Below are 13,453 nucleotides of genomic sequence, written 5' to 3' on the forward strand. Positions count from 1 at the left end.
GGAACCGGGCATGCGGAGACGGCGTACGGCGGTGGGACGGCAGGCGGAACTCGACGCCCTCGCCACGGCCGGACGCGACGCCGGGGACGGCGGCCGCTTCGCGCTGGTCCGTGGCGTCGCGGGTAGCGGGCGGACGGCCCTGCTGGACGCCGCCGCCGACGCCTGGCAGTCCACGGGCGTCGCGGTGCTGCGGTTGCCGCCGGCCGGTCCGGCGCAGAGCGGCACGAGCGGGTTCGAAGCGCTGCTCGACGCGGTCCGGGAGCACTACGAATCGCTGGGTGAGCCGACCCTGGCGGCGCCCGTGGCCGCCCTCGGCGCGCTGTGCCCGCCGTCCACCGACCCGTCGCCGGGCCGCAGCGCCGTACTGGCCCGCGAGGCCGGCGCGCTCTTCGCCCTGATCGGCCGTCGGGGCCCGACCGTCCTGCTGGCCGACGACGCCGTCGACCAGCCGGCCCAGGTCCTCGCGCTCGGCGCGGCCGTCCGCCCGGGAGTCCTGGTCGTCGCCGCCACCGAGCCGGACGCGCCCGCCGCCGGTCGCCTCGACGCGCTTGCCGACGTGGTCGTCGACCTCCCACCGCTGCCTGCCCCGGCGGTACGCGAACTGCTCGGTCGCCGCTACCGCACCCCCGTCGACGACGCGTTCGCCTCGGCACTGGGTGACGCGCTCGGCCCGCTGGCCGGGCATCCGGCGACCGTCGTGGCGACCGTCGACGCGTTACGCCGCGACGGCCGGCTCACCGAGGCCGGCGGGCACCTGTGCCTGCGCGACCCGTACGCGCCGATCCTCCTGCCTCCCGGTCACCCGCTGACCGTCCGGCTGCACGCGTACGGCGCCGACGCCGTACGTCTGGCCACGATGGCGTCGGTGGCCCGGTTCGGCCTCGCCGATCTGCCGCTGTTCGCCGCGGCCACGCTCGGCGACCCCGACGGTCACGGCGCGATCCTCGACAACCTGGTGGAGGCCGGAGTGCTGGTCGCCGACCGGCTCGGCGGCATCCGCCCGCAGAGCCCCGCGCTGGCCGCCCGTCTCGTCCACGACGCCGGACCGCGGGCGGTGGCCCGACTGCACCGGGCGTGCGCCGCCGCGCTGTTCCGCCGTACGGGCGCGGGTGACCGGGCGGACCGGGCCACGCTCGCCGACCACGTCACCTCGGCCGGCGCCGCGGTGCCGCCCGATCGGCGTACCGCCCGCACGCTGCTGTCCACCGCCGCCCGGGCCACGGAACGGGAACCGGACCGCGCGGCGCACTGGCTGAGCGCCGCGCTGCGGCACTGCGACGGCGACGACACGGCCGGCGACATCCAGGCGCGGCTGCTGCGGCTACTGGTGCGGACCGGCCAGTTCACCCGACTCACCGACGAGGTCGACCGGATCGCCGCCCTCGGCGTCCCCACCGCGGGCCACGCCGACCTGGCCGCCGCCGCGCTGCTCGCCACCCTGCACACCGGTCGGTCGCTGTCACCGCGCGTACGGGCGGCGCTGGCCGGGCCGGACCCCATGGTGGCGTTCGGCGACGCCTGGCCGGCCGGTACACCGATCCCGGTCACCGACCCGCCGGTCGCGGACGCGTCGCTACTGACGGCGCACGAGTTCGCCACGGTCCGGCGCGCGCTCACCGTCGGGGCGGGGGACGACCCGCTGGTACGTGCCGGCAGCCTCGGCGACCTGGCCCTGGTGCTGCGCCTGGTGCTCGGCGACAGCCGGTACGGCGTACCCGTCGACGGTCCGGTCGCCGCCTACCACCGGTTGCACGAGCACCGCGCACGAGGCGACCTCGCCGGCGTGCTCTCCGCCGCCCGGGAGGCGAACGTCACCGACCTGCCGGACCGGCTCGTGCCCCGGCTGGCCCGACTGTGGGCCGCCGAGGCGTTGGCGCTGCGCGGGCAGAGCGAGGCCGCCGCCGAGTGGCTGCGCTCGGTGCCGACCGATCCGCCGTACGTGGCCCTGCGCTGGTGGGTCTCCAACGGCCCCGGATGGGAGCCACGCGACGCGGCGGACGTGCGGGAGCGGCTCGCCGCCGGCCGGCGTGCCTACGAGGCGCACCTGTCGTACGGCAGCGTGCTCGGCGTGGAGCAGTTGCTCGTCCGGCTCGCGGAGCTGGGCGCCCGGTACGCCCCCGGCACGGCGGGCCTCCGGCTGCCGGTACCGGACGGCACGGGTGGTCCACGGCTCACCACCGAGGCGGAGTCGTTGATCCACGCCCTCGTCGAGCGGGACGCCTCGGCCGCCGAGCGGAGCGTCGAGCAGACCCGCGCGCGTGGTCACCGTCTCGACCTGTGGCACGCCAACCTGGCCCTCGGCCACACCGCCGAGGACGCCGGACCGTGGTTGCGCCAGGCGTACGAGGTGGCCCGGACGCTGGACGCGGCGTCGACCCGGACGGTGGTCGCCACGGCGATGCGCCGCCGGGGCGTACCGCTGCCGCAGACCCGTGGCGCCCGGCCCGCGTTCAGCGCGATCGAGCTGCAGATCATCGAGCTGCTGCGCGGCGGGCGCACGAATCGGCAGATCGCCGCTCGCCTGCGCCTCAGCGAGAAGACCGTGGAGAACCACCTGACCCGACTGTTCGCCCGTACCGGCCTGCGTTCGCGCGTGGAGTTGGCCGCGGCGAGCCTGGACAGGGACGTTCTCGGTGCGGTGTCCTGACCGGTCGACGCGGAGGTACCACCCGGCGTGAGAAGCAAGAGGATCCTCGTCTCCCGGACCGCCCCGGCGGCCAGCCGCAGCATCCGCGAGGCGTTGCAGAAGGCGGAGCCCGGCGCGCTCATCATGGTGGCGCCGGGCCGCTATCCGGAGAACCTGCTCCTGGACAAGGTGGTCACGGTGACCGCCGAGGAGGGGCCGGGCACCGTCAAGATCACCGCTGCCAGCGGCCCGGCCGTCGTGCTGACCGCCGAGTCGGCGGCACTCAACGCGCTGACCATCGAGGCGCTCGACGCGGACAGCCCCGCCGTCGCCTTCGAGGCCGGCCAGCTCGGCGTCACCGAGTGTGAGCTGTCCGCCGGCTCCTGGGCGACCGTCTTCGTCCTCGGCCGGGCCTCGCTCACCATGCGCGGTAGCCGCGTCACCAACCAGGTCGGCGCGGGGGTGGTGGTCACCGCCGCGACCGGGACCGTCCTCGACGACTGCCGTCTCGTCCAACTGGGCACCTCCGGCGTGGTCGTCGGCGAGAGCGGCGTGTTGCGGATGCGGGCCAGCACCGTGCAGGGCGCGGGCGGCAACGGGGTGTGTCTCAACGGGCGCGCGTCCCTCGACCTGGCGGACTGCGAGATCATCGCCGCCGGTAAACCGGCCCTCGCCGTGGAGCAGCAGGCCGCGGCGGTGATCCGGCGGTTGACCGTCACCGGCGGCGACAGCATCGGCGCGTACCTGGCGACCACCGGCGCGGTGTCCATCGAGGACAGCGCGATCAGCGGCAACGCGCACGACGGCGTGTTCGTCAGCGGCCGGTGCGCTCCACGGTTGACGCGGTTGGCGGTGCGTTCCCCCGGCCGGCACGGCCTCCGCTTCGTCGGGCAGGCCGCGGGTGTCGTCGAGCGGTGCGCGGTCGTCGGGGCCGGCGCCACGGCGGTCAGCGTCGACGAACGCTCCACACCCGAGTTCGGTGAGCTGGAGGTCGACGGCGGCGGCGACTCGGCGGTACGCATCGACGGCGGTGCCGACCCGTTCTTCCGCCGCCTCCAGGTGTCCGGCTGCCCCGGTACGGCCATCGTGGTCACCGGTGCGGCGCGCGGCACCCTGGAGAACGTCACCGTGGACTCACCGGGCAGCCACGGTCTGGTGGTCGAGGACGGGGCGCGTACCACGGTCAGCGGGCTCAGCCTGCGCGCCGCCACGGCCGCCGGCCTGCGGGTCGCCGGGGCCACCCTCACCTGCACCGACGCCGACATCGCCGGGTCCGGCGGCCCCGGTGTGGAGGCCGCCGCCGGGGCCGAGCTGTCCCTGACCCGGTGCCGCGTGCACGACGGCCGGGCCGACGGGTGCGCCATCGCCGCCGACGCGTCCGGCGTCGTCGCGGAGTCGGAGTTCCACGGCAACGCGGGCAACGGGGTCACCGTCGCCACCACCGAGCAGGTACGCCTGACCGGCTGCGCGGCACACGACAACCGCGGATCCGGGCTGCGCCAGCTGGTGCCGGGTGAACTGACCGTGGACGGGTTCAGCAGCGCCCGCAACGGCGCGCCGGACGCGTACGGCACCACCGCTGCCGCCACCGCCACCGCGTACGCCACGACGGCCCCGGCGGACCGCGCCGAGATCCGCCGCGCCGGTGACCCGCTGGCCGAACTGCACGACCTGGTCGGCCTGCAGAGCGTCAAGCACGAGGTGTCGTCGCTGGTCAACCTCAACAAGATGTCGCAACGCCGCAAGGAGGCCGGGCTCAGCGCCCCGCCCATGGCCCGGCACCTCGTCTTCGCGGGGCCGCCCGGCACCGGCAAGACGACAGTCGCCCGGCTCTACGGCGCGATCCTCGCCGACCTGCGGGTCCTGCGCTCCGGTCACCTCGTCGAGGTGGCCCGCGCCGACCTGGTCGCCCAGATCATCGGCGGCACCGCGATCAAGACCACCGAGGCGTTCAACCGTGCCCTCGGCGGGGTCCTGTTCATCGACGAGGCGTACACGCTCAGCACCGGCCGGGGCGGCACCGGCCCCGACTTCGGTCGCGAGGCGATCGACACGCTGGTGAAGCTCATGGAGGATCACCGCGAGGACATCGTGGTGATCGCCGCCGGCTACTCCGCCGAGATGCAGCGTTTCCTCGACACCAACCCGGGCCTCGAATCGCGGTTCAGCCGGACCATCGAGTTCCTCAGCTACAGCGCCGCCGAGCTGGTGACCATCGTCGAGGAGCAGTGCCGCCGGCACGACTACCACCTGGACGCGGAGGCGGCCGAGCTGCTGCTGACGCACTTCGAGGCGATCCCCAGGACCGGAACGTTCGGCAACGGCCGAACCGCCCGCAAGGTGTTCGAACGGATGGCCGACCGGCAGGCGTCCCGGCTCGCCACGTCCGACCGGCTCACCGACGCCGACATGCGACTGCTCACCGCCGCCGACTTCGCCGGTGACGCGTGACGGGCGTGGACCTGCGCGGCGGGCCGGCGCTCACCCTGGTCACCGGGCCGCCCGGCGTCGGCCGTACCCATGCGCTGCGGGCCACCGCCGACGCCGCCGCCCGGGACGGCGCGCGGGTGCTGGCGCTGCGGCTGGCGCCGGAGGACCGCCACGAGCCGTGGTACCTGGCCGGACGCATCCTCGCCGCGCTCAGCCCGGCCCGTGGATCCGGCCGGGTGGCCGAGCCACCGACGACCGCCCTCGCCGGCATCCTGCGCCGACGACCCGGCCTGCTCCTCGTCCTCGACGACGCCCAGTGGGCCGACCCGGAGTCGGCGGAGGCGATCGGCGACGTGCTGGACGACCCGACGGGCTCGGCGGTGCGGTGCGTGGCCGCCCTGCGGACCGGCGGTGGGCCGGCCGTCCCGCGCCCCCGGCCCGGCCTGCGCGCCCGCATCGTGCCGCTGCGGCCACGACCCGCGGCCGAGGCCGAGGCGTTCGCCGCCCGGCTGCTGCGCGCCACCCCGCACGAGGACCTGGCCGCGGCACTGCGCCGCTACGGCGCCGGCGTGCCCGCCGCGATCGACGCGGTCGTCGCCGGATACCGCGACACCGGGCAGCTCGTCGTGGCCGACGGTCGCGCGGGCCTCCGCGATCCGGGCGCGGTCCCGATCATCCCGGCCGGACACCAACTGCTGCGGCCGGTACGTCGGCTCGACCGGTCGGCACGCGCGGTGGCGCGTGCCCTCGCCGTGCTGCAACCGTTCGGACCGGCCGCGCCCGCCCTCATCGGACAGGCCCTCGGACTGACCCCGGACGAGGTGGACCGGCAACTCAGCGTCGCGCGTACGGAGGGAGTCACCCGGGCTCTGCGGGGCGGTTGGACGGTCACCCCGCCGGCCCTGGCGCTCGCCCTCGCCGCCGGCCTCGGTCCGTACGAACGACACCGCACCGCCCAGGTCGCGGCCGAGGCGCTCGGGGGCGACAGCTCCGCCGTACCCGATCCACACGACCTGCCCGACCGTCTCGTCGAGGCCGGCACGTCGGTCGACCCCGGGCAGCCCGTCGCGGCCCTCGCCCGCGTACGCGCCGGTGGTCGGCCCGCCCGGCTCTCGCTGGCCGACCGGTGCCTCCTGGACTTCCGGGCGGGTCGCTGGACCGCCGCCCTCGACGGGGCGCTGCTCGCTGAGGCGGCGGGGCAGCCCGGAACCGACGTGCCGGTCGCCCGCGTGGCGGCCGAGGTGCTGCTCGCCCGGGGTCGGCCGGCGCGGGCCCGAGCCCTGCTGGACGCCGTCGCCGACCAGCCGCCGCACCTGCTGGCACCGGTCCGCGCCGACCTGCACCGGGCCCTCGGTGATCCAGCGGCGGCCGCCGGGGCGGTACGGGACGCGCTGGAGCTGTCGACCGACGGCGAGCTGTGGGTGCTCGCCGCCGAACTGGCGACCGAACACGGCGACCCCGCCACCGCCCGGGCAGCGCGAGCGGCGAGGCTGCCCGCGTACCCGGCGGCCGTGGTCCGTCTGATCGTCGACGGGGACGCCGACGCGGCCGCCGAGGCCGTGGAGTGGACGCGACGACAGGAACGACCGTACGAGGTGGCCCGCACCCTGGAACGCGCGGTGCGCTGGGCGGGCGCGGACCCGGGCCTGCTCGCCGAGGCGTACGTCATCCTCGGCGGGCTCGGGGCGCTGCTGCACCGGTCCCGCCTGCGACAGTTCGCCCGGCAGCGCGGCGCCCCGGTCGCCGGTCGCGCCGAGACCGTCGCCGAGGGCGACCTGCTGCTCGCCGTCCTGGTCGCCGAGGGACTGTCCAACCGGGAGCTGGCGGCGGCGACGCAGAGCAGCGAGAAGAGCGTCGAGGGCCGGCTGAGCCGCCTGTTCGCCCGGACGGGCTACCGCTCCCGCGTCGAGCTGGCCACCGCCGTGCTGGCCGGAACGTTCCCCGGGCAGGTCGACCCGGTCAGGCACACGGCCTAACGCCGTTCCGGGGCGATGAGGCTGGACAGCGGCAGCTCGATGCCCTTGGCCCGGGGCCGCCAGCGGTCGTTCTCCGCGTGCAGCACCTGGTCGACCGTCGTCCGCTCGTAGTACCGGCTGGGCAGCAGCATCGTCACCCCGTCCGCCACCAGCTCCGGCAGCCGTGACCGCACCGAGGTCAGGCCGGCCAACAGGGCGGCGCTGGCCAGCACGTCCACCGCCCGGTTCGGCGCGACCCGCAACCGGACCAGCCGGTGCCCGGCGCGGACTCCGGGACGCCGCGCCAGCAGCACTAGGACGTCGTCGTCCGTACCCGAGGGGTCCGGTCGGTCCGGCACCACCGCCCACATCCGTCCGCCGCGCGGCGCGAAGACGACCTCGTTCGGCAGGCCGTCCGCGCCGTGTCGGGCGCCGGCGCACCGCAGCGTCAGCGGGTTGGCGGGCAGCTCGACCGGATCGCGCGGCTGCCCGGCCTCGTCCACCCGGTAGCCCTGTTCGAGACGGGCCAGGTCCAACCAGCCCGCCGGCAGCAGGAACGTCCCGTCGGTCGCCTGGTGGCGCAGGTCGGCGGGCAGGTCGACACCGGGCCCGCCCAGGTGCACCGCCCCACCCGCCTCGACCCGCAGCGCCAGCAGATGCTGGCGTGGACCGGACCGGGCCAGCCCGTCGCCGGCGAGGTGGCCGACCAGATGGAGGTTCGCCGACGGCACCCCCTCGACCGCGACGCGCTGTGCCGGCCACGGCGACGACAGCCACAGGCGTACCGGCGTCGCGTTGACCTCGGGCCGCTCCGGCAGCCAGCGCACGCCGTGCGGCCGCCGGCCCCGGGCGGACACCGTCAACGACGGCCGTGGACTCGGCGGCGGCAGCGGACCGGCCGTCGCCGGGGCCGTCGCGGCCGGCTCCACCACTGCGCCGCCGGGCGACAGCTCCGGGACCTGCCGCCGCAGGGAGACCAACCAGCCGTCGTCGTTGCGCCACCGGCTGTCGTCCGGGTCCGGGCCGGCGGAGGCAGCGCGCTGCCAGCGCGCGGGAAGCCGCCGCTCGTCGACGGCCCGCGGCAGTCCCTCCTGTACGGACACCACGGCGCCCGGCGCGAGCGACCACACCTGGACGCCCAACTCCTCCTCCAGCACCCGCAGGTGCTCGTGCAGACCGTCCGCCCGCTCCGGCGGCACCGGGGTGAGCACCATGAGGTCGTCGCCGTCCCAGCCGGCCATCTCCAACAGCCGGCGCAACTGGGCGGTGCCGGTGGCCAGGACACCGCCGTCCCCGTGCCGCAGCCCCAGCCGGCCGTCCTCCAGGATCGTCAGGTCGACGAGCGTCAGACCTGGCTCGGCGCCCAACCCCCGGTACCGGTCGCGCGTCGCCGCCTCGCGCTGCCGCGAGGTGCTCATCAGCGCCACCGCACCGGCCGAGGCCGTCGTGACGCCGTCGGCCGGGGTGAGCCGCCCGTCCAGGTCGGTGTCGAACACCGGCTCACCCGTGGCGTACGGGGGACGGGCCGCCCGCCACGGCACCGGCTGCCCGGACCGGTCCCGCGCGGCCAGGTCCCGGCAGCCCTTGAGCAGCACCGCCTCCGCGCCGACCGGAGGGGTCCACACCGTCGCGCCGGTCGCCTCGGCCAGCGCGTGCACCTGGGCGTCGAGCAGACGCTGCTCCGCCTCGTCCACCGGCCAGCGCAGCCACAGCCGCAGGTCACCACCGTGCAGCGGGATCGACGACAGCGCGGCGGCGACCTCGTCGGCCCCGTGCACCGCGCTGCGTCCCCGATACGTGGACAGCACGAACCCGCCGCCCCGGGTGGCGAGGGCAACCGTCGCCAGATCGGGGTGCGCCGCCCCCAGCCGGGCCGCCGCCGCACGTCGTACGACGTAGCTCTCCCGGTCGGCGAATTCGAGGCCGTTCGGCAGGGGCAGGGTGACGAGCCCGCCGCGTTGCAGGACGAGACCGCCCGCCAGGTCGTACCAGCCGGGCAGTGACGTACGCAGCGACGCCGGCTGCACCAGCACCCAGTCGACCACCTCGCCGCTGGCCCGGTTCACCGGTACCGCCTCGGTCCGGCCTCCGGCCGCGGCCACCGGCTGGACCGTCGCCCCGGTCGGGGTCACCAGCACATCACTGCCCAGGGCGTCCGCCAGCCGGGCGAACACCGCCGCCTGCCGCGCGCCGTCGTCCATCAGCACCCGCAGGTCCCGCTCCCCGGCGCCGGCCTCGCGGGCGAGATCGGCCAGGGCGTCGACGGACAGCGCGGTCACCGGATCCTCCGGCGTGGCCAGCCCGCCCTCGTCACAGCGGACCAGCGCCAGGTCGGCGAGGCCGGGAACGGGCGAGGGGCGATCGTCCGGGCCCCGCGTCACCACGTCGACCACCGGTTCCGCGGCCTGTCGCATCATGTCGCCAGCCCTTCAGCCATCGCGCGCACGGACCATCGGGCCGCCGGGGCGGCACCGATCACCACCGGCACGGTACGGTGCCCGACCGGCGTCAGCGAGCGGCGCTCCCGCCACAGAGTTCCCACGGACGTCGCCGGGCAGAACACCACCCGCAGCGGTGCCGGGTCCAGCCGTGCCAGCTCTGCCAGGGACGCGAGCCGGCGGGTCCGCTCCGGCAGTGGCTCCGCGCCGAGCGCGTCACCGATGACCACGACGTCGACGGCCGGCGCGAGCTGGGTGAGCAGTCGCACGCCCAGCCCCCGGCTCGCGTCCGGGTCGCCGCCGAGGGTGAGGACGTCCGGGGCGGCCGCCAGGTCGACCCAGAGGCGGCGTCCGTCGCGTTCGCCGAGCACGACGGGGATGCTCGACGGCGGCGGGTTCCAGCCGTCCTCGAGCCATCCGTAGGCCGAGCCCCAGCGGGCCGGCCGGGCGCCGACCAGCCGGACGGTCGTGGTGGCCGTGCCGGTGCTCAGGTCGGCGACCAGGGGTGGGAACCAGCCGGGCATGGTCGCCGCGAGCGATCCGATGCCGGCCACCCGTTGCAGGTCACCGGCCGGCAGCACGATGGCACGGCGCAGTCCGTCGACCACCGGCGCGGGCGTCTGCGTCGCCGGATCCGTGGCCTGCTCGTCGTCGACCGACGGAAGTTCGTCAGGCGGTGTGGACGGCTCGCCCGCAACGAGCGCGGCGTCGTCCGCCGGTTGCCGGGGCCCGGGTACGGGCGTCGGTCGGGCTGTGGCGATCGGCGGCGACACGCGCGTCGGTGGCGTGGCGGGCGTCAGTGGTGTGACCGGCTGCGGCGCGGCGGTCGGGGCCGGGCTGAGCGGTCGCGGAGCGACGACCCGCGTCGCGGCGGTCGGTGCTGCCACGGGCTTCGGGCCCGGCGGCACGACCCGCTGCGGCCCGGACTGCTCCGACTCGCCGGGCAGCGGCGCGGTGGGCTTCGGCTCGGCGGGCACCGATTCGGCGGGCGGCGGCGCGGCCTGCTCCAACTCGGCGGGCGGCGGCGCGGTTGGCTTCGGGGCGGCGGGCTTCGGCTCGGCCTCACCTGAGCCGGCGGCTTCCGACCTGTCCGTCGATGGCTCGACGTCGTCTGGCTCGGTGGCCCGTGGCCAAGCCGTGCGGGACTCCACCGTCGACGGTTTTACGGTTCGCGGCGGGGCGGTCGACGACCCGGGGGTCGGTGCCGAGGTGCGGGGTGGCACTACCGGCAGAGGCCCAGCCGGATCGGATACAGGGGAGTGCCGCGCGATGCTCGATGGAGCAGGAGCAGGAGCAGGAGCAGGAGCAGGAGCAGGAGCCGGCGGTGCCGGCGGCGCGGCGGACAGCGGCGGCCGGTGGGGTTCGGCCGTGGGGGCCGCCGGCGTGGCGGATGTCGCAATGGTGCCCGAGGGCCTGCCAGGGGTCGGGTCGGACAGCCTCGGGACGAGCGGCGCGTCGGGGGTGTCGGCGGGCACGAGCCGGGTGGCGGCGGGCGGCCGGGCGTCCGCAGACGGCGGTGCCGTGGACGCCACGGGTGCGGCGGAGGGGCGGGTGGTGACCGGCGGCGCGGGGGCCGGGTCCACGGTGGAGGCGGCGGGTACGGCGACGACGCCGACGGCGGGCGCGTCGGCCTCCGTGCGCGCGGTGCGGTCGCGGCGTCCGCCGGTGGCCCGGCGGGACGGGCTGGCCGGCGTCGGGGCACGGCGGGAGCGCAGGACCAGCAGGGGTACGGCCAGCGCGGCCAGGAGTAGAGCGGTCAGGGTGACCAGCAGGGTGGGGGACGTGCCGCCCTCGTCGCTACGCGGCCCGGCCTCGGCGGATGAGTCCGGGGCCCCGGGCGACGGCGGGGTGGACGCCGGCGCGACGGACGGCAGTGGCCCGGTTCGCACACCGGGGCCGCGCGCGTCGGCCGGCAGCAGCAGGATCCAGCCGGGTTCGAGGACCGTCGGGTCGTCCATGACGCGACCGTCCGGCTGCGCTCGTCCGCGGTTGAGCTCGAAGATCTCGCGATAGCGCTTGCCGTCCCCGAGGGTCTGTGCGGCGATCGCGAAGAGGAACTCACGCCGGCCGTCGACCGGATCGCCGACCACATAGAACTTGTCGGCCGTGGCCGAGGGAGTCGGGGCGGCATGCGCGTCCCGGGTCGGCCCCCACGTCAGGAGCAGCCCGATCACCACGGCGGCCAGGATCGCGGGCACTTTGCCGCGATCCGTGGCGCGGATCGTGAACAGCGGAGCCCCGCCCTTCGTTTCCATGGTGAACTCCTGAGTGTGGAGGCATTATGAGCGGAATTACACCGTATTCGTCCGGCGAGGGCAATGTCGCTGACCGATGCCGTGCCGCCGTCCTGGAAATCGGTGAACAGGTCGATCGGCTGCGTGTCCATCTTGGTCGGCTCGACCCCGAGCGGCTGCGCATGTCCCCCCTACGGTTCCAGGCACTGCTCGTCGGATTCGACATCTACGCTCGGATGCTCGACGACGCGCTGAACGACATCGTCGCCGAGCTACGGTCGCCCGCCGCGCCGGGGCGTCGCGACCTCGAGATGGTCGCGGGCGAGAACCGATGACCGGCACACCGTACGAGGTCGACCCGGGCTCCGCCATCGGTGAGCTGGCGGCGGATCTCGTCAACCGGTTGGCCCTGCTGCGACAGCTCGTGGAGCCCGCCACCGCGGCCGCCCCGGGTTCCGGCCTGGTCGCGTTGCCGCCGGCGCACGAGTGCGCGATAGCCGTGGACGGGCTGCTGGGGCGTACCGGCATTCTCAGCCTCATCGGCGGCGCTCTGGAGGCGGGCTGGTCGGTCGGCGGCGACGCCGGTTGGGACACCGGCCACGTGGCGGGACGGGGTGAGTGAGATGTACTGCGAGGACGCCATCATGCGCGCGCAGGTCGGTCTTCTCACCATCGGTCGGGTCGACGACGCGGAACGCTCGGAGGTGGCACGCCACCTGACCGAATGTCCGTCGTGCCGGTCCGAGCGCGACGACATCGCCCGGGTCGTCGGGCTGCTCGAGGTGCTGCGTTCCGCTCCCGGCGTCTCTCCGTACGACTCGTTCGCGTCCCCCGCCGTGGCGCGACCCCGCCCTCCGGCGCAACTCTTCGGCGCCCCCGGCACGCCGCCGCCCAGCGCCCCGGAGCGTACGGCGCTTCCGCCCGGTGGCCCGCCGCGGCCGGCTCTCGAATCGGCCGACCGTCCCGTACGCGTGGTGGCGACGCCACCGTGGTTCGAGCCACAGCGGCGTCCGGTGTCCCCGCCGAGGGCCGCCGAGCGCCTGGTGCCGCGACCCGTCGAGTCGGCCGGCCCGGTGTCCCGCGTTCCCGCGCCGCCGTACCGCGCGTCCGTGCCGTACCGACCGGCCCTGCCCTATCGACCGGCCCTGCCGTACGCGCCCGTCGCCGCCCTCGCGTCCCGTCCCGACGGTTACCTGCCACCTCGCCCCACCACCGGCCCCCTCGCCCGGGGCCCGCACTCGCACCGGCGGCCGCGCCGCAGGTCGGTCCGGTTTCCCGTCTCGTTGGTCCTGCTCACCGTGACCCTGACCGCCGGCGCGGTCCTCGCCCCCTGGCCGTCGGCCGACGGGCGGGCACCGGTCGTGGCGACCGCCGCCTCCGGCGACACGGCGCAGGTCGACCTACGTGCCGTGCTGCGCGGCGGTGGTGACAGCGTGCGCGTGGAGCTGACCGTCGTCGGGCTCGCCCCGGGCGCCACCTACCAGGTGTACGTCGGCACGGTGCACGGTGACCTGGAGCTGCTCGGCGAGCTGCCCGGGGACGGAGGATCCACCGAGTGGTCGGGCGCGGCGACGGTGCCGGTCGACGACCTCGCGTACCTCAGCGTGTGGGAGGTGGGAGGTTCGGTCGTCGCCGCGGCGAACGTCGTGGAGGACCCGGAGAAGGCGGTGTGACGTACGACACATCGCGGGTTTGAACGCTGTTTGCACAGGTCCCGATCCCCAATGGACACCACAGGTGTCGGTAGGGTCCCCTCGTCCGTGAACCCGG

8 protein-coding genes are annotated in these 13,453 nt (G+C 76.0%); 6 read left to right on the top strand and 2 right to left on the bottom strand.

Going from position 1 to position 13,453, the window contains the following annotated elements; translation table 11 throughout:
* Positions 1-10 precede the first annotated feature (10 nt).
* From ACIA3K_RS21255 to ACIA3K_RS21265, 3 genes are read left to right on the top strand one after another with little or no spacing between them, the layout of a single operon-like run.
* Positions 11-2,647 carry a LuxR C-terminal-related transcriptional regulator gene (locus tag ACIA3K_RS21255; protein WP_396803119.1) on the top strand — a complete coding sequence of 879 codons (2,637 nt, stop codon included), beginning with the start codon at positions 11-13 and terminating at the stop codon, positions 2,645-2,647.
* Positions 2,648-2,674: 27 nt separating this feature from the next.
* Entirely contained in the window at positions 2,675-5,077 is a 2,403-nt protein-coding gene (locus tag ACIA3K_RS21260; RefSeq protein WP_396803120.1) for a right-handed parallel beta-helix repeat-containing protein, read from the top strand.
* On the top strand, positions 5,074-7,032 hold the full coding sequence (locus tag ACIA3K_RS21265; protein WP_396803121.1) for an AAA family ATPase: 1,959 nt from the start codon (positions 5,074-5,076) through the stop codon (positions 7,030-7,032). Before ACIA3K_RS21260 ends, ACIA3K_RS21265 begins: the two co-directional genes overlap by 4 nt.
* On the opposite strand, the gene ACIA3K_RS21270 is transcribed toward ACIA3K_RS21265, so the two are convergent.
* Complete coding sequence (locus tag ACIA3K_RS21270) at positions 7,029-9,428, bottom strand: hypothetical protein (RefSeq protein ID WP_396803122.1); 2,400 nt, start codon at positions 9,426-9,428, stop codon at positions 7,029-7,031. The genes ACIA3K_RS21265 and ACIA3K_RS21270 overlap by 4 nt on opposite strands.
* Positions 9,425-11,704, bottom strand: coding sequence for a hypothetical protein (locus ACIA3K_RS21275; RefSeq protein WP_396803123.1), 2,280 nt, complete (start codon positions 11,702-11,704; stop codon positions 9,425-9,427). Before ACIA3K_RS21275 ends, ACIA3K_RS21270 begins: the two co-directional genes overlap by 4 nt.
* A 161-nt stretch (positions 11,705-11,865) precedes the next feature.
* Between ACIA3K_RS21275 and ACIA3K_RS21280 the strand changes: the two genes are divergently transcribed.
* From ACIA3K_RS21280 to ACIA3K_RS21290, 3 genes are read left to right on the top strand one after another with little or no spacing between them, the layout of a single operon-like run.
* A complete protein-coding gene (locus ACIA3K_RS21280; protein ID WP_396803124.1) occupies positions 11,866-12,018 on the top strand; it encodes a hypothetical protein in 153 nt (50 codons plus the stop codon).
* On the top strand, positions 12,015-12,305 hold the full coding sequence (locus ACIA3K_RS21285) for a hypothetical protein (RefSeq protein WP_396803126.1): 291 nt from the start codon (positions 12,015-12,017) through the stop codon (positions 12,303-12,305). Before ACIA3K_RS21280 ends, ACIA3K_RS21285 begins: the two co-directional genes overlap by 4 nt.
* A 1-nt stretch (position 12,306) precedes the next feature.
* Positions 12,307-13,356, top strand: a complete 1,050-nt coding sequence (locus ACIA3K_RS21290; protein ID WP_396803127.1) for a hypothetical protein — start codon at positions 12,307-12,309, stop codon at positions 13,354-13,356.
* Positions 13,357-13,453 lie beyond the last annotated feature (97 nt).

It is taken from the genome of Micromonospora sp. NPDC051543, from assembly GCF_044454415.1.
GTDB lineage: Bacteria > Actinomycetota > Actinomycetes > Mycobacteriales > Micromonosporaceae > Micromonospora.